Origin of the sequence: Stenotrophomonas chelatiphaga (genome assembly GCF_032054965.1) — a bacterium.
In the GTDB taxonomy this organism is placed as follows: Bacteria; Pseudomonadota; Gammaproteobacteria; order Xanthomonadales; family Xanthomonadaceae; genus Stenotrophomonas; species Stenotrophomonas chelatiphaga.
On record NZ_DAMBRS010000007.1, the window covers coordinates 144,947 to 159,748 of the forward strand.

The window sequence follows — 14,802 nt, forward strand, 5'->3', positions numbered from 1 at the left end:
TGTGCCGGACGTGGCGCCTGCGCTGCCGCGCTGTGGCCGCTCAGACCGTGCCGCGAGTCTTGCCGATCCACGGCCGGTAGTACTCGCGGATGCTGGCCATGTCGGCGGCGTCATTGCCGGTGGCGTGGAACAGCGGCCCGAAGCCGATGGTCTTGTCCGGGTAGTGGAAGTACGCGGCCAGGATCGGCACGTCGGCCATCCGCGCGATCTTCAGGAAGCCGGCCTTCCAGTGGGTCACCTTCTTGCGGGTGCCCTCCGGGGTGATGGCGTACCACATCTTTTCCGAACGGCGGATCACCGCCACCGCCTGTTCCACCGTGCCCTGCGGCGAGCTGCGGTCCAGCGGGATCACCCCCAGCTTGCGCAGCAGCGGGCCCAGCGGCCACCAGAACAGCGAGGCCTTGCCCAGCACGCGCACGTCCAGGCCCAGCGCCAGCTTCACTGCCATGCCCCAGTACCCATCCCAGTTGGACGAATGCGGGGCGATGATCATCACCACCTTGGGCACGTCGGGCAGGGTGCCGACCACCTTCCAGCCGCGCAGGCGCAGCGCGCTGCGCGCGATCCAGCGGATGAAGGCATTCGGCTTGACCTGCGGCATGTTGGGCGGCACGGGTGGCAGCAGCGGCGAAGGATGGTTCAAGGCTTACTCCCAGTTGCGGGTTGTGCGGCCGCGCTTGACCTGCGCGCGGCCTTTCTTGGCGTCCAGGCGACGCAGGGTCGACCCGTAGGTTGGTTTGGTGGCCTTGCGTGGCTTGGGCACGCTCAGCCCTGCCCGGATGAACTCGGCCAGCCGCTCGCGCGCATCCTCGCGATTGCGGTCCTGGGTACGGAAACGCTGCGCGTCGATGACCAGCACGCCTTCGCCGGTCACGCGCCGGTCGCGGCGCACCAGCAGGCGCGCACGCAATGGCTCGGGCAGCGACGGCGAGCCTGCCAGGTCGAAACGCAGCTCCACCGCCGTCGATACCTTGTTGACGTTCTGGCCGCCGGCGCCACTGGCACGCACGAACCGCTCGACGAGTTCATCGTCGGGGATCACAAGCTGCGCGGAGATGACGACTGGACCAATACCCATGGGCGCATTGTAACGGTAGCCGGTGACGGTTGGCTGTCGGTATCGCGAGCCGTTCCACCGCGATCAGGTCCCCAACACGTCGCCTTCGCCAACGCGGGCGGTATGCTGGCGGCATCTTCCCCGAAGGACGTCCGCATGATCCGCATTTCCCGCCGCCTGCACCGCACCGCCCTGCTGCTGGCGCTTGCCCTTGCGTCCGTTCCTGCGCTGGCCGCGCCGCCCACCGATGGGGACATCAACCGCCTGCTGTCGGCCTCGCGCGCGCAGGCCATGCTGGATTCGATGCTGCCGCAGATCGAGACCATGCAGCGCCAGCAGTTCGAGCAGGTCACCCAGCAGCGCCAGCTGACCCCGCAGCAGCAGGAGCAGCTGCAGCGGATCCAGGCGCGCACCGCGCAGACCCTGCGCCAGGCGCTGTCCTGGCAGCAGCTGCGGCCGATGTACGTGGACCTGTACAAGCAGACCTTCAGCAAGGAAGACGTGCTGGCGATGGCCGAGTTCTACGAGAGTTCGGCCGGGCAGAGCCTGCTCGACAAGACCCCGGCCCTGATGCAGAACGTGATGGTGGCCATCCAGGCGCGCATGCAGCCGCTGTTCGCGGACCTGCAGAAGGACCTGGAAGCGATCGTCAACGAGCCGACGAAGAAGTAACGGTGTGGTGGGTGGAGAGGCGTGACGGCCAGCGGCCGTCACTACCTGGGCCCGCTGCCCTTACTTGGCGGGCTTCACCGGGTTGCCGTCGGCATCGATGATGCTGACCTCGCCCAGCTTCAGCGCGCGCACCGGCGCTTCGGTCTGCTTCAGGTCGCCGACCACCACCCAGGTCAGCGATTCCGGCTTGATCGCCGACGCTGCTTCCTGCACCTGCGCCGGGGTCATCGCCTCAATGGCCGCCTTGCGCTGGAACACGTAGTCATCCGGGCGCTGGAACTGCACCAGGCTGCCGATCGTGCCCAGCACCGAACTCGCCGTCTCATATGCACCCGGCAGGCTCAGGGTCTGGATGTTGCGGATGCGCTGCACTTCGGCCGCGGTCGCCGGCTTCTGGCCAGCAGCGAACTCGGCGATTTCCTTGCGCATTTCCGCCAGCGCCGGACCGGTCTTGTCGATCTGCACCGGGGCCATCGCCATCCACGGCCGCTGGCCGACAGTGTTGCTGGCGCTGCTGCGGGCACCGTAGGACCAGTGCTTTTCCTCGCGCAGGTTCATGTTCAGGCGCGAGGTGAAGTCGCCGCCCAGCACGCCGTTGGCGATGTCGAAGCGGACCGAACCCGGATCCACCGAAGACGGCACCACCTGGCCGGCGAACAGGTTCGCCTGCACAGCGCCGGGCTGGTCGATCAGGAACACGCGCGGGCCGGTCGGCACGGCAACATCCACGGCCGCCTTGACCTTCGGTGCCGGGCCTTCGCTCTTCCAGTCGCCCAGCTGGCGGTTCAACAGCGGCACGATTTCCTTCAGCGTGGTGTCACCCACCACGATCAGGGTGCCCTCTTCCGGGCGCAGCCAGTCGCGGTGGAAATCGACCAGCTCATCGCGGGTCAGGCTGGCGATGGCCGCCTCGTCACCGCTGCCGGTGAACGGAATCGCATACGGGTGGCCCTTGCCGTACAGCAGCGGCGGCAGCACGCGCATCGCCGATGCGGTGGGGTTGGCCTTTTCCTGCGCGATGCCGGCGATCCAGCTGCCCTTGACCCGGTCGATCTCGGACTGGTCGAAGCGCGGCTGGCGCAGCAGCGTGGCGTACAGGCCCAGCGACGGCGCCAGGTTTTCCTTCAGCGCGGACAGGTCCACGGTGCTGAAATCCAGACCGGCCGATGCACTCAGGTCCGCGCCCAGGGCGTCGGCGGCGTCGGCGAAGGCCAGTGAGCCGAGCTTGCCGGCGCCTTCGGTCATCAGCCCCATGGCGAAGTTGGCAGTGCCCGGCTTGCGGTCCTGGTCGGCACTGAAGCCACCCGGGAACTGATAGCTGAACTGCACCACCGGGATTTCATGGCGCTCGGCCAGGATCACCCGCGTGCCGTTCTTCAGCGTGGCGCGCTGCAGCTCGGGGAACTTCAGTTCGGGGAACTGCCGGGTCTGCGGCACGCCGGTGCCACGGTCCACCTGCGCCGGCAGCGTGGTGTACTTCGGATCCACCGCCGGCAGTTCGAACGGCTTCGGGCTCTGCGATGCTTCTTCTTCCAGCGCCACGCGCTGGCCCGGTTCCACCACCAGGGTGTGGCTGCCGGTACCCAGCCACTTGCCGCCCACCGCGCGCAGGTCGGCCACGCTGGCACCATCGATGTGCTTCAGTGAATCGCGGAAGCAGCCCGGGTCACCGGTGTAGACCGTGCATTCGGCCAGCGCGTCGGCCTTGCCACCGAAGCCGCCGATGCGTTCGATGCCGCGGATGAAGCTGGCACGGAAGGCGGTCTTGGCGCGGCTCAGTTCGTCGGCCGACGGGCCTTCGGCAACCAGGCGATCGATCTCTTCGTCGATGATCGCTTCCACCCGGGCCGGGTCGACGCCCTGCTTCACCGTGGCCATCACCATGAAGTTGGAGCCGAGCTGCGAGGCATAGGCGCCTGCACTGATGTTGTCCACCAGCTTCTCTTCGTGCTCCAGGCGCTTGGCCAGGCGCGATGACTTCGCCCCGCCGAGCACCTGGCCCAGCAGCTGCAGCTCGTCGATGTCACGGGTGCCGACCTGGGCCACGTTCCAGGCACGGTAGATGCGCACCTGCGGCACCTTGTCGGTCATTACTTCGCGGCTGTCGGCGGGACGCTGCGCCACGTCCACCTTCGGCTGCGCCATGCTCGGGCCGGCCGGGATGCTGCCGAAATACTTCGCCGCCTTTTCCTTCGCCGTGGCCAGGTCGATGTCGCCGGCCAGCACCAGCACCGCGTTGTTGGGGCCGTACCAGGTCCGGAACCAGGTCTTGACGTCATCCAGCGAGGCCGCGTTGAGGTCGTTCATCGAGCCGATGACGCTGTGGTGGTACGGGTGGCCCTTCGGATACAGCGCGCGGTTGAGCTGGGTCCACACCTGTCCATACGGCTGGTTTTCGCCCTGGCGCTTTTCGTTCTGCACCACGCCGCGCTGTTCGTCCAGCGCGGCCTGGTCGATCGCACCGAGCAGGTGGCCCATGCGGTCGGACTCCATCCACAGCGCCATGTCCAGCGCGGTGGTGGGCACGTTTTCAAAGTAGTTGGTGCGGTCGGTGTTGGTGGTGCCGTTCTGGCCGGTGGCACCGACCTGCTTGAAGGGTTCGAAGTACTCGCCGTCGTGGTTTTCGCTGCGCTGGAACATCAGGTGTTCAAACAGATGCGCAAAACCGGTGCGGCCGGCCGGCTCGTCCTTGCTGCCCACGTGGTACCAGACATTGACGGCCACGATCGGCGCCTTGCGGTCGGTGTGCACCACCACGCGCAGGCCGTTGGGCAGGGTGAACTGCTCGAACGGAATGTCGACCTTGGCTGCCGCTGCCGGCTTGGCCATCAGGGGCGCAGGCGCCAGGCCGCCCAGCGCGGTGGCGAGGGCTACGGCAAGCAGGGCAGTGCGCGGGCGCAGTGGGGAGGGCATTCCGGATCCTTGTCATTCAGGTGGTGCCCGATCCTACCGTGTGCACCGGCCCACCAGCATCGGCCAAGCGTCACAGGCCAGAAGCGACCCGTCTCCATCCAATTCCGCAGCGGCAGCCAGCGTCCGCGTGGACGGCTGCGGACGAGTGTCCGGACACCGGACACGCCCCTTGTTTCCAACTCATTGAATTACCTACGTAAAAACTTGGCACGACGATTGCTCCCTCTATCCCGTGGCACGAAGCGAACCGAACCAATATGACTTGCAGCTGAACGACACCGGGAAATTGAACAATCTCCTTGCAAGGCCAGTTTTGGTGTACTACCTTACTACCACACCACAGCCCACACACACTAAACAGGTCCCGCCATGAACACCAAGATCCTCGCCATCACCATTGCCCTGATCGCCGGTACCGCGGTTGTTTCGCCGGTGCAGGCCGCCCCGTCCATCGGCACCCTGCAGACCGTGCAGGTGCGCCCGGACGCCGAACAGCTGGCCCAGCAGGCCTGGGAGCAGGCCAGCGGCATCCCGACCCTGGCCGCGGTGCAGGTGCGTCCGAGCGCCGACCAGCTGGCCGGCATCGACGGTCAGGCCATCGCCGCTTCCACCGCGATGCCGATCACCACCCTGGCCGCAGTGGAAGTCCGCCCCAGCCTGGAACAGAAGGTCGCCCTGGCGGCTGAACTGCAGGCCGAGCGCTACACCGTTGCGCTGGCCACTGCGGCCACCACGTTTGCCAGCAACGTCATCGTCAATCTGCCGGTGGTGCACGTGCGCCCGACCCAGACCGACCTGCAGGCGCTGGCGCTGGAAACCGCTTCGGTCCTGGTTGGCAAGTGAGTACGCCGCGCATGCCGACCGCCATGGCAGGTCATTCGAAACATCCCTGAACGCCGGGTCCCCTTACCCGCAAGGACCCGGCAGGCCGCCGAGCACCGCGCCGCGCATTACACTGCGTCGATGAGCCAGGTCCCCACGTTCCACGTCGTGCTGTTCCAGCCCGAAATACCGCCCAACACGGGCAATGTCATCCGTCTTTGCGCCAACACCGGCGCGCACCTGCACCTGGTCGAACCCTTGGGTTTCGCACTGGACGACAAGCAGCTCAAGCGCGCCGGCCTGGATTACCACGAGTATTCCCGCCTGCAGGTGCACCCGGACCTGGATACGGCATTGGCCCGCATCGCACCGAACCGCCTGTTTGCCCTGAGTACCCGCGCCAGCGTCCGCCATGACAGCGTGCCGTTCGAAGACGGCGATGCCTTCCTGTTCGGACCGGAAAGCCGCGGCCTGCCGCAGGATGTACTGGATACGCTGCCCGATGGCCGCCGCCTGCGCCTGCCGATGCGGCCGGGCAACCGCAGCCTCAACCTGTCCAACACGGTGGCGGTGGTGATGTACGAAGCGTGGCGCCAGCACGGGTTTGCCGGCGGGGCGTGAGGGTGGGTCGAACGGGTTGGACCCCCTCGCGGGTGGCTGTTGTTTGAAGCCGCGGCTGGGGGTGGGCCGGGCGGGGAGACTATGCGGGGCACGCGCAAGTACGTCCCTGTAGCTCTTCGCGGCTCCTGCCGCTCAAGGCCCCGCATACCCTCCCCGCCCGGCCCTCTGACAGGTTCCGGTGGCCGCCGCCCGCGTAATGAAAAAAAAGGAAAAGCGGTAGCGCCGACCCATGGTCGGCGGAAACCATCAGACCCTCCTCCCCCAACATTCGCCGACCATGGGTCGGCGCTACCGAAGGCTCCATGGCCGCCATGGACCCGCCCCACCAACGCAAGAACCCTGCCGCTTTTGAAGTAGACGTTGCCGTTGCCTGGAAGCCGCGCGCAAGCGCGGAAAAATCTCAGAACGCGTTGAAGCCGGTCAGTTCGCGGCCTATCACCAGCTGGTGCACCGTCTCGGTGCCTTCGTAGGTGATCACCGATTCCAGGTTGAGCGCATGCCGGATCGCGGCGTGCTCGGTGGTGATCCCCGCCGCACCCAGCAGGTCACGGCATTCGCGCGCGATGTCGATCGCCATCCGGCAGTTGTTCCACTTGGCCAGGCTTACCTGCTGCGGCTGCAGCCTGCCTGCTTCCTTCAGCCGCCCCAGCTGCAGGGCCAACAGCTGCGCACCGGTGATCCGACGGGCCATGTCGGCCAGCTTGATCTGCGCACTCTGGGTCGCCGCCAGCGGCCGGCCGAACAGTTCGCGTTGGCCGGCATACGCCAGCACCTCGCGCAGGCAGGCGATGGCCGCGCCGATCGGACCCCAGCTGATGCCGTACCGCGCCTGGTTCAGGCAGCCCAGCGGGCCCTTCATGCCCACCACGCCCGCCAACCGGTTGGCCTCCGGCACCTGCACCTGGTCGAAGAACAAGGCACCCGTGGACGACGCACGCAGGCTCATCTTGCGGCCGATCTCCTGCACGCTGAAGCCTTCCATGCCGCGTTCCAGTATGAAGCCCTGCACGCCGTCTTCGGTCTGCGCCCAGACGATGGCCAGATCGGCGATGGGCGCATTGGTGATCCACATCTTGCTGCCGTCCAGGCGCCACTGGTCACCCTCGCGCACCGCACGCGTCTTCATGCTGGAAGGATCCGATCCGCCGTGCGCTTCGGTCAGGCCGAAGCAGCCGATCCGTTCACCGCGGGCCATCGCCGGCAGCCACCGCAGCCGCTGCGCTTCGCTGCCGTAGGCGAAGATCGGATGCATGCACAGCGAACTCTGCACGGACACGAAACTGCGCAGGCCTGAATCGCCGCGCTCCAGTTCCTGGCAGATCAGCCCGTAGGCCACCGCGTCCATCCCACCGCCGCCGTACGCCGGCGGCAGCGTCGCCCCGAGCAGCCCCAGCGCCGCGATCTCCGGCACCAGTTCAGCGGGGAAACGCGCCTGGTCGAAGCAGTCGCCGATGATCGGCAGCACGCGCTGGTCGACCAAGCGCGCCACGCTGTCCTGCACCGCGCGCTCTTCGTCGCTGAGCAGGGAACGGACATCGAACAGATCGCAGGGATCAAGTCGCATCAGGTGCATCACGTGGGGCGGAATCGTGGTCATTGTGGTGGGGGCGGGGCGCGGCGTCGAGGACGGCAGGCGCTTCGCGTACCAGCTGCCCGTTCATCCGCGTGCTCGCGCGCAGCCACTTCGGCACCCGCGAAGCGGCCGCATCCAGCTGCTGTACACGCGAGACCTCCCCCCGGCGTGCCAGCGTCCATTGCCGGCCGATGGTGCAGTTGACCTGGCCGTCGCCGAAGTCGCCGATCAGATCGTGCCCGCGCACCACCCGGTCCGGATTGTGCAGCGCATGCAAGCTGCGCATCTGCTGATCAGCCAGCCGCGCGGCACGCTCGCCGGCCTCGGCGGGGGCGATGCCCTGCCCGGCAAGCGCCTCGCCATGCACTGCGGCCAGCTTGTCCCGCCATGAACGTCGCGCGCGACGTGCGATGCCTGGATCACGGGCGCGGGGGTCGAAGCGCGCGCGCGCGCCGAGGTATTCCTCCACCGTCAGCGCGTTGAGGCCTGCCTGCTGCCCGGCCAGCTGACGATCCAGCTCGGTGAACTTGCCGTGATCGAGTTTCTGCGGCGAGAAAACCAACCGCAGGCAGCTCATGCCGGCACCGGCGAGGCAATCGGCCACGCGCGCAAGGACCCACGCCAGGGCACAGTGCGCCGGGGTGGCAGGGCCACGCCGTAGCAGGTCGTCTCGCGCCGCCAGAGGATCCATGCGGCCAGTCACCGCGTAGAACCCTGATGCGTCGCGGACCTGCCAGCATGACATCGCGCATTCCTCTCGTCCCACGGTCCGCCACAGCGTAGGAAAAAGTGGTTGTTTCGATGGGCGATGGCCTGCTCATAACGCGCATCGTTCAAGACAAACGATGAAGGCGACCGTCAATGTCGACGCGCGCTATATCAAACCGCGTCAACGGTTCGCGTGCGACGCAGCGCACCTGTTGCGCTGCAGCATCCAGCACCCGCATGAAGCGTCCTGCGGCCGGTGCAGCCCACATCGCGACGGGCAACTGGCCGATCCGTCGGCCAGCCGTTAACCTGATGGATTAAAACACCCGTTTCGCCGTGGCAGCACGTGCGTTATTCCAGGCAACCACCGCCCCGCAGCACGGCGGTCTACCCAAGAGTCAGGTCATCCATGAGCGCAGAAGCCACCGAACTGCCCCCACGCGAAGTGATGGAATTCGATGTCGTTGTCGTCGGCGCCGGCCCCGCCGGCCTGGCCACGGCCATCCGCCTGCGCCAGCGCGCCATCGAAGCCGGCAGCGAGCTGTCGGTGTGCGTGCTGGAAAAGGGCTCCGAACCGGGCGCGCACCTGCTGTCCGGCGCGGTGATGGACCCCCGTGCGCTGGCCGAACTGTTCCCCGACTGGGCCGAGCGCGGCGCACCGTTGAAGCAGAAAGTCACCCGCGACGAGTTCCTGTTCCTCAGTGAAACCGGCGCGCGCACCACGCCCAAGCCGCTGTTGCCGGAATGCTTCCACAACGAAGGCAACTACATCGTCAGCCTCGGCGAAGTGGGCCGCTGGCTGGCCCAGCAGGCCGAAGCGCTGGAGGTGGCGATCTTCCCCGGCTTCGCCGCCGCCGAAGTGCTGTACGGCGGAAACGGTGAAGTCATCGGCGTAGCCACCGGCGACATGGGCATCGAAAAAGACGGTCGGCATGGCCCGAATTACGAGCGCGGCATGGAACTGCTGGCCAAGTACACCGTCTTCGCCGAAGGCGCGCGCGGTCACCTCGGCCGCCAGCTGATCGCCCGCTTCAAGCTGGACGAAGGCCGCGATCCGCAGGCTTACGGCATCGGCATCAAGGAGCTGTGGCAGATCGATCCGGCAAAGCACGAACCGGGCCTGGTGGTGCATGCGGCAGGCTGGCCGTTGGACGGCAGCACCTACGGTGGTGCATTCCTGTACCACGCCGAAGGAGGCAAGGTCTCCATCGGCTACGTGGTCGGGCTGGATTACCGGAACCCGTGGCTGAGCCCGTTCGAAGAGTTCCAGCGCTTCAAGACCCATCCCGCCATCCGCACGCACCTGGAAGGCGGCAAGCGCATCGGCTACGGCGCACGTGCGATCACCGCCGGTGGCCTGCTGTCGCTGCCGAAAACCGTGTTCCCCGGCGGTGCGCTGGTCGGCTGCGAAGCCGGCTACCTCAATGCCAGCCGCATCAAGGGCAGCCACGCGGCGCTGAAGACCGGCATGCTGGCCGCCGACGCTGCCTTCGATGCAATCGCGGCCGGCCGCCAGCACGATGAGCTCGGTGCCTATCCGCAGGCCTTCGAATCCAGCTGGCTGCATGCCGAGCTGCAGCAGTCGAAGAACTTCAAGCAATGGTTCAAGAAGGGCCAGGCGGTGGCCACGCTGATGACCGGCATCGAACAGTGGCTGCTGCCCAAGCTGGGCATCCGCAACGCGCCGTGGACGCTGCACCACAGCACACCGGACCACGCCTGCCTGGAGCCGGCGGCACAGCACACGAAGATCGACTATCCCAAGCCGGATGGCGTGCTGACCTTCGACAAGCTCAGCTCGGTGTTCCTGAGCAGCACCCACCATGCCGAAGACCAGCCCAGCCACCTGACGCTGAAGGACGCCAGCATCCCGGTGCAGGTCAACCTGGCCGAATACGCCGGGCCGGAAGCGCGCTACTGCCCGGCCGGGGTATACGAATTCGTCGGCGGCGAGGGCGACAAGCGCCTGCAGATCAACGCGCAGAACTGCGTGCACTGCAAGACCTGCGACATCAAGGATCCGACCCAGAACATCGTCTGGGTGACCCCGCAGGGTGGCGGCGGCCCGAACTACGCCGGTATGTGATCCGACGATGCGGAGCCTGCTGCTGTTGGCCAGCGTCGCGCTGCTGGGCGCCTGTCGTGCCGCTGCGCCGCAGGATCCGGCGCAGGCCGCCGCGTTCGAACGCGAGCGCGCCTTCGCCATCTGCGCCGGCTGCCACACCGTGCACGCCGGCGGCATCAACCGCTACGGCCCGAACCTGCACGGCGTGTTCGGACGGCGCGCAGGCAGCCTGGCCGGCTATGCCTACTCCGATGGCATGCGCGCAGCGGACATCGTGTGGAGCGAACAGACCCTGGACGCCTTCCTGCGCTCACCCGCTGCCAGTGTTCCGGGCACGCGCATGTACAACGCGTTTCCGGATCCGGAACGGCGCCGGCTGGTCATCGAATACCTGCAGCAGAACGCGCGCTAGGCGCCGGAAGCGCCCACCGGCGAAGCAGGCAGCCAGCGCAGCAGGCACTGCCGCAGCTGTGCCAGCGACAACGGCTTGGTCAGCACCTCATCCATGCCCGCTTCACGGCAACGCCGCAGGTCCTGCTCCAGCAGGCTGGCAGTCAGTGCCACCACCGGCAGGCGCGCAGCGCCCTGCCGCTGTTCACGCTCACGCAGCAGGCGGGTGAACGCATAGCCATCCATCACCGGCATGCGGCAATCGCTGATCACCATGTCGAACGCGGAGGCCGCCAGCAGCTCCAGTCCTTCCCGGCCATCGGCCGCCACGGCGTGCGATACGCCCAGCTGCTGCAGCCGCCAGGCCATCATCGCCTGCGCGGTCGGGTGGTCTTCCACCACCAGCACCCGTGCCGTGCGCAGGTGCGCCGGCAGCGGCGGCACGCTGCCCGGACCCGGCACCGCGGCCACCACGTCGTCGTCGCTGGCCACCGGCAACGGCAGCAGCACATCGACCTCGGTTCCCTTGCCGGCCACGCTGTGCACCAGCAGCCGCCCGCCCATCAGCTGCACCAGGCGCTGGCACAGCGTCAGTCCCAGGCCGATGCCACCGGGGTGGTGCGGGGCGGCGGCATCAACGTCGGCGAAGGGCTGGAACAGGGCCTGCAGTTGCTGCGGCTGCATGCCGATGCCGGTGTCGATGACCTGCAGGCGCAGTTCCTGCAGGCTCGGCGAACTGCCTTCCAGCACCTCCGCGCGCAGCACCACCTCGCCTTCCCGGGTGAAAGCGACGGCGTTGTCCAGCAGGTTTTCCAGCACCTGGCGCAAGCGCAGCCCATCCACTTCGTGGGTGGCCGCCAGCCGCACGTCCACCTCCAGCCGCAGGCCCAGGCCCTTGGCCGCCGCCTGCGGTGCATGACGCTGCTGCAGCGATTCCAGCAGCGGCCGCAGCGGCATCGGCAACGGATCCAGGCGCAGCGCACCGGCATCCATCTTGGCGTAGTCCAGAATGTCGTCCAGCATCTGCCGCAGCGCCTGGGCGGCGGACTCCGCTTCCTCCACCTGGGTGCGCTGGGCGGGCTGCAGGGCCGTATGCGCGAGCATCTCCAGCATGCCCAACACGCCGCTCATGGGGGTGCGGATTTCATGGCTCATGGTCGCCAGGAAGCGGGCCTTCGCCTCGGCCGCCTGCTCGGCCGCGGCCATCGCCGCTTCCAGTGCATCGGCCTGCGCGCGCGCCTCGCTGATGTCCACCCAGTAGCCGCTCCAGGTGACCGTACCGGCATCGGCTGCATACGGCTGGGCCTGGCTGCGCACCCAGCGCGGCGATCCCGGCATGCCGGTGGTGCGGAACTCAAGTTCGAATGGCAGGAAGTCGCGCGCGGCGCGCTCGATGGACGCCTGCACGTCCGCCACGTCGCGCACGTCGATGGTCTCCAGCAGCGCCTGTGCCGAGACCATCGCCTGCTGCGGGTCGATGCCGAACAGGGGCTGCATGTCACCGGCCACGTAGGGAAAATCGAGACCGCCGTCGGCAGTCCGACGCATCTGGTAGACGACCGCCGGCAGGTTGCGGGTAACGTCGGCCAGGCGCTGTTCCAGTCGTCGACGGCTGGTCACTTCGCGCTGCAGCCGCCAGTAACCCAGCAGGTGCACCAGCAACGCGGTCAGCAGCACCAGGGCGAGCGGAATGCCCCAGCGCGCCAGCGCACGCCAGTCGCTGCCGCCCTGGTAGGCCACCGCCAGCCAGTCATTGCGCAGCGCCTCGCGTTCGCGCGGGCCCATTTCCTGCAGCAGGCGATCGAACCGCGTCGCCAGGCCGGCGTGTTCGCGCTTCACCGCCAACGACAGGTCATCGTCGAAGCCGGCCGGTGCGGCCACCTGCAACTGACCGGGGAAGCGCTCGCGCAGCAGACGGTCGACGATCGCCAGGTTGCCGATGTAGGCCTGTGCTTCGCCGTCGAGCAATCGCTGCAGGGCCTGCTCGGCGCTGCGTGCCGCAAGGATGCGTGCCTCCGGCGCACGCTGCAGCACCGGCAGCCGCAGCCGCTCCGGATCAGACAGCAGCACGCGCTTGCCGGACAGGTCGTCCATGTCCAGGACGGTGCCGCTGCCGGGTCCGGTCACGATGACATTGGGCACGCTGATGAAGGGCTGGCTGAACACCCAGCCTTCGCCCAGGTAACGGGAATCATTCGGCACCCCCATCACCGCATCGATACTGCCGCGACGCATTTTCTCGCGCAGGTCGAACCAGTCGTGGCTGGGTTCGGGGGTGAGCGTGGCGCCGGCCTGGCGCAGCCGCTGCAGGTACTCGCTGGCCAGCCCCGCAGGCCGTCCCTCGCCATCGGCGAAGGACAGCGGTGCGGCATTGGGGGCGAAGCCGGTACGCAGCGGCGTGGACAGCGCGCGGCGCTCCACCTGGTCCAATGCCTGCCGCGCCGGCGCAGACCATACCGGCACGCGCAGCCAGCGCGCGGCAATACCCGCACGCACCGATGCCGGCTGCCGCGCCATCGCCTGGTCCAGCGCCTCCAGCAGCGCCGGCCTGGACGGGGACACGCCGAAGTGCAGCGCGTCCAGGTCCATGTCGATCGGCCGCAGCAGCGCGATGCCTTCCAGGGCGTTGTCGTGGATCAGCTGGTTCGCCACGTAGGCGTTGCCGATGAACACATCGGCCTGCTGCTGCGCCACCATCCGCAGCGCATCCAGCGTGTGCGGCGCAGCCAGCTGCCGCGCGGCGGGAAAACGGGTGCGGATCTGCGCCTGGGTCAGGAAGTCCTGCTCGCTCACCACGCGCAGGCCCGCCAGGTCCGGATCATTGGACGCGCGCAGGTCATCGCTGCGCCCCACCACGGCCAGCGGCGCGGTCGCATACGACGTGCTGTAGGCCAGGCAGCGGCTCGGCGCGGCACTGGGCGACACGTTCATCACCACGTCGATGTCACCGCGGCAGGCGGCTTCCAGCACCTGCGGCCAGTCGGGATAACGACGATAGTCCAGCGTCACGCCCATCCGTGTCGCAAGATCGGCCAGCGTGTCCGGGCCCAGCCCGCGCACCCGATCCCCTTCGACGAACTCGAACGGCGGCCAGCCACTGTCGTAGACCCCCACCGACAGCACCGCGTGGGGCCGGGAATCCGACGCTGCGTCGGCACGCGGCGCAGGGGGCGTGGCCCATGCCGTCGCAGGCAACAGCGACAGCAGCACGCCCATGCCGCATCCTCGGCAGTGAGCCAGGATCGTGCGCACCAGGTTCGCTCTCCTTAGAATAGGGATATCGTCGATGCCTGCTTCCCACCCAACCCATGTCACCCGGGGCCATACTAGAGCATGACGCTTCGCATCATCATCGCTGACGACCACCCGGTGGTTCGCATCGGCGCCCGGTCGGTCATCCACGGCAGCGGCGTCGGCGAAGTCGTGGCCGAGGCCGCCACCGCGCAGGACCTGCTGGCCTACCTGTCCACCCATCCGTGCGATGTGCTGGTCACCGACTATTCGATGCCGGACAGCACCGTGCCGGATGGCTTTGCGATGATCAGCATGATCCGTCGACGCTATCCGCTGTTGCCGGTGCTGATGCTCAGCGTGTCCAGCAACCTGGCGATCCTGCGCATGGTGCGCGACGCCGGCGTGCTCGGACTGGTGGACAAGGGATCGTCGATGGACGAACTGCCCGTCGCCATCCGCACGGTCCACCGTGGCCTGCCCTACGTCAGCCTGTCGTTGAAGGAACGCGTGGAAGCAGCCGGCAGCAGCGCGATGGTGGAAGGCGAAGGCCGCCCGCTGTCACCGCGCGAAGTGGAGGTGCTGCGCCTGCTCGGCAAGGGCATGACGGTCAAGGAGATCGCCACGCTGCTGCATCGCAGTGCCAGCACCATCAGCCGCCAGAAGGGCGATGCGATGCTCAAGCTGGGGTTGAACAGCGATGCGCAGTTGTTCGACTACCTGCGCAACGGCCAGCTGTAGTCCCGCTGC

Annotated in this window: 12 protein-coding genes; 6 read left to right on the top strand and 6 right to left on the bottom strand. The window is 67.7% G+C overall.

Annotation, left to right across the window (positions count from 1 at the left end; all coding sequences use genetic code 11):
- Positions 1 to 40: 40 nt before the first annotated feature.
- Positions 41 to 643 carry a lysophospholipid acyltransferase family protein gene (locus RTX79_RS11085; protein WP_101101503.1) on the bottom strand — a complete coding sequence of 201 codons (603 nt, stop codon included), beginning with the start codon at positions 641 to 643 and terminating at the stop codon, positions 41 to 43.
- Positions 644 to 646: 3 nt separating this feature from the next.
- Positions 647 to 1,078, bottom strand: a complete 432-nt coding sequence (gene arfB / locus RTX79_RS11090; protein WP_042614237.1) for an alternative ribosome rescue aminoacyl-tRNA hydrolase ArfB — start codon at positions 1,076 to 1,078, stop codon at positions 647 to 649.
- Between the two features lie 135 nt (positions 1,079 to 1,213).
- Between arfB and RTX79_RS11095 the strand changes: the two genes are divergently transcribed.
- A complete protein-coding gene (locus tag RTX79_RS11095) occupies positions 1,214 to 1,729 on the top strand; it encodes a DUF2059 domain-containing protein (RefSeq protein ID WP_101101505.1) in 516 nt (171 codons plus the stop codon).
- 60 nt (positions 1,730 to 1,789) lie between these two features.
- On the opposite strand, the gene RTX79_RS11100 is transcribed toward RTX79_RS11095, so the two are convergent.
- Complete coding sequence (locus RTX79_RS11100) at positions 1,790 to 4,642, bottom strand: M16 family metallopeptidase (protein ID WP_312683744.1); 2,853 nt, start codon at positions 4,640 to 4,642, stop codon at positions 1,790 to 1,792.
- 369 nt (positions 4,643 to 5,011) lie between these two features.
- Between RTX79_RS11100 and RTX79_RS11105 the strand changes: the two genes are divergently transcribed.
- Both RTX79_RS11105 and RTX79_RS11110 read left to right on the top strand, forming a co-directional pair.
- The gene (locus tag RTX79_RS11105; RefSeq protein WP_312683745.1) at positions 5,012 to 5,485 is read left to right on the top strand and encodes a hypothetical protein; all 474 of its coding nucleotides are present in this window, start codon (positions 5,012 to 5,014) and stop codon (positions 5,483 to 5,485) included.
- Positions 5,486 to 5,605: 120 nt separating this feature from the next.
- A complete protein-coding gene (locus RTX79_RS11110) occupies positions 5,606 to 6,085 on the top strand; it encodes a tRNA (cytidine(34)-2'-O)-methyltransferase (RefSeq protein WP_042614241.1) in 480 nt (159 codons plus the stop codon).
- Between the two features lie 400 nt (positions 6,086 to 6,485).
- Here the strand turns inward: RTX79_RS11110 and RTX79_RS11115 are convergent, their stop codons facing one another.
- A complete protein-coding gene (locus RTX79_RS11115) occupies positions 6,486 to 7,649 on the bottom strand; it encodes an acyl-CoA dehydrogenase family protein (protein WP_312683746.1) in 1,164 nt (387 codons plus the stop codon).
- Positions 7,639 to 8,235 carry a polymorphic toxin type 15 domain-containing protein gene (locus RTX79_RS11120; RefSeq protein ID WP_312683748.1) on the bottom strand — a complete coding sequence of 199 codons (597 nt, stop codon included), beginning with the start codon at positions 8,233 to 8,235 and terminating at the stop codon, positions 7,639 to 7,641. The genes RTX79_RS11115 and RTX79_RS11120 overlap by 11 nt, the downstream gene beginning before the upstream one ends.
- A gap of 540 nt (positions 8,236 to 8,775) precedes the next feature.
- Between RTX79_RS11120 and RTX79_RS11125 the strand changes: the two genes are divergently transcribed.
- Positions 8,776 to 10,452, top strand: coding sequence for an electron transfer flavoprotein-ubiquinone oxidoreductase (locus tag RTX79_RS11125; protein ID WP_312683749.1), 1,677 nt, complete (start codon positions 8,776 to 8,778; stop codon positions 10,450 to 10,452).
- A gap of 7 nt (positions 10,453 to 10,459) precedes the next feature.
- Positions 10,460 to 10,843, top strand: a complete 384-nt coding sequence (locus tag RTX79_RS11130) for a c-type cytochrome (RefSeq protein ID WP_312683750.1) — start codon at positions 10,460 to 10,462, stop codon at positions 10,841 to 10,843.
- Here the strand turns inward: RTX79_RS11130 and RTX79_RS11135 are convergent.
- The gene (locus RTX79_RS11135; RefSeq protein ID WP_312683751.1) at positions 10,840 to 14,037 is read right to left on the bottom strand and encodes an ATP-binding protein; all 3,198 of its coding nucleotides are present in this window, start codon (positions 14,035 to 14,037) and stop codon (positions 10,840 to 10,842) included. The genes RTX79_RS11130 and RTX79_RS11135 overlap by 4 nt on opposite strands.
- Positions 14,038 to 14,154: 117 nt before the next feature.
- Between RTX79_RS11135 and RTX79_RS11140 the strand changes: the two genes are divergently transcribed.
- A complete protein-coding gene (locus RTX79_RS11140) occupies positions 14,155 to 14,793 on the top strand; it encodes a response regulator transcription factor (protein WP_042614729.1) in 639 nt (212 codons plus the stop codon).
- Positions 14,794 to 14,802: the final 9 nt, after the last annotated feature.

Bases quoted from the DNA above. Each gene is read 5' to 3' on its own strand.
- arfB (WP_042614237.1), bottom strand. From the start codon at position 1,078: ATGGGTATTGGTCCAGTCGTCATCTCCGCGCAGCTTGTGATCCCCGAC.
- RTX79_RS11095 (WP_101101505.1), top strand. From the start codon at position 1,214: ATGATCCGCATTTCCCGCCGCCTGCACCGCACCGCCCTGCTGCTGGCG.
- RTX79_RS11100 (WP_312683744.1), bottom strand. From the start codon at position 4,642: ATGCCCTCCCCACTGCGCCCGCGCACTGCCCTGCTTGCCGTAGCCCTC.
- RTX79_RS11105 (WP_312683745.1), top strand. From the start codon at position 5,012: ATGAACACCAAGATCCTCGCCATCACCATTGCCCTGATCGCCGGTACC.
- RTX79_RS11110 (WP_042614241.1), top strand. From the start codon at position 5,606: ATGAGCCAGGTCCCCACGTTCCACGTCGTGCTGTTCCAGCCCGAAATA.
- RTX79_RS11115 (WP_312683746.1), bottom strand. From the start codon at position 7,649: ATGCGACTTGATCCCTGCGATCTGTTCGATGTCCGTTCCCTGCTCAGC.
- RTX79_RS11120 (WP_312683748.1), bottom strand. From the start codon at position 8,235: ATGAGCTGCCTGCGGTTGGTTTTCTCGCCGCAGAAACTCGATCACGGC.
- RTX79_RS11125 (WP_312683749.1), top strand. From the start codon at position 8,776: ATGAGCGCAGAAGCCACCGAACTGCCCCCACGCGAAGTGATGGAATTC.
- RTX79_RS11130 (WP_312683750.1), top strand. From the start codon at position 10,460: ATGCGGAGCCTGCTGCTGTTGGCCAGCGTCGCGCTGCTGGGCGCCTGT.
- RTX79_RS11135 (WP_312683751.1), bottom strand. From the start codon at position 14,037: ATGGGCGTGCTGCTGTCGCTGTTGCCTGCGACGGCATGGGCCACGCCC.
- RTX79_RS11140 (WP_042614729.1), top strand. From the start codon at position 14,155: ATGACGCTTCGCATCATCATCGCTGACGACCACCCGGTGGTTCGCATC.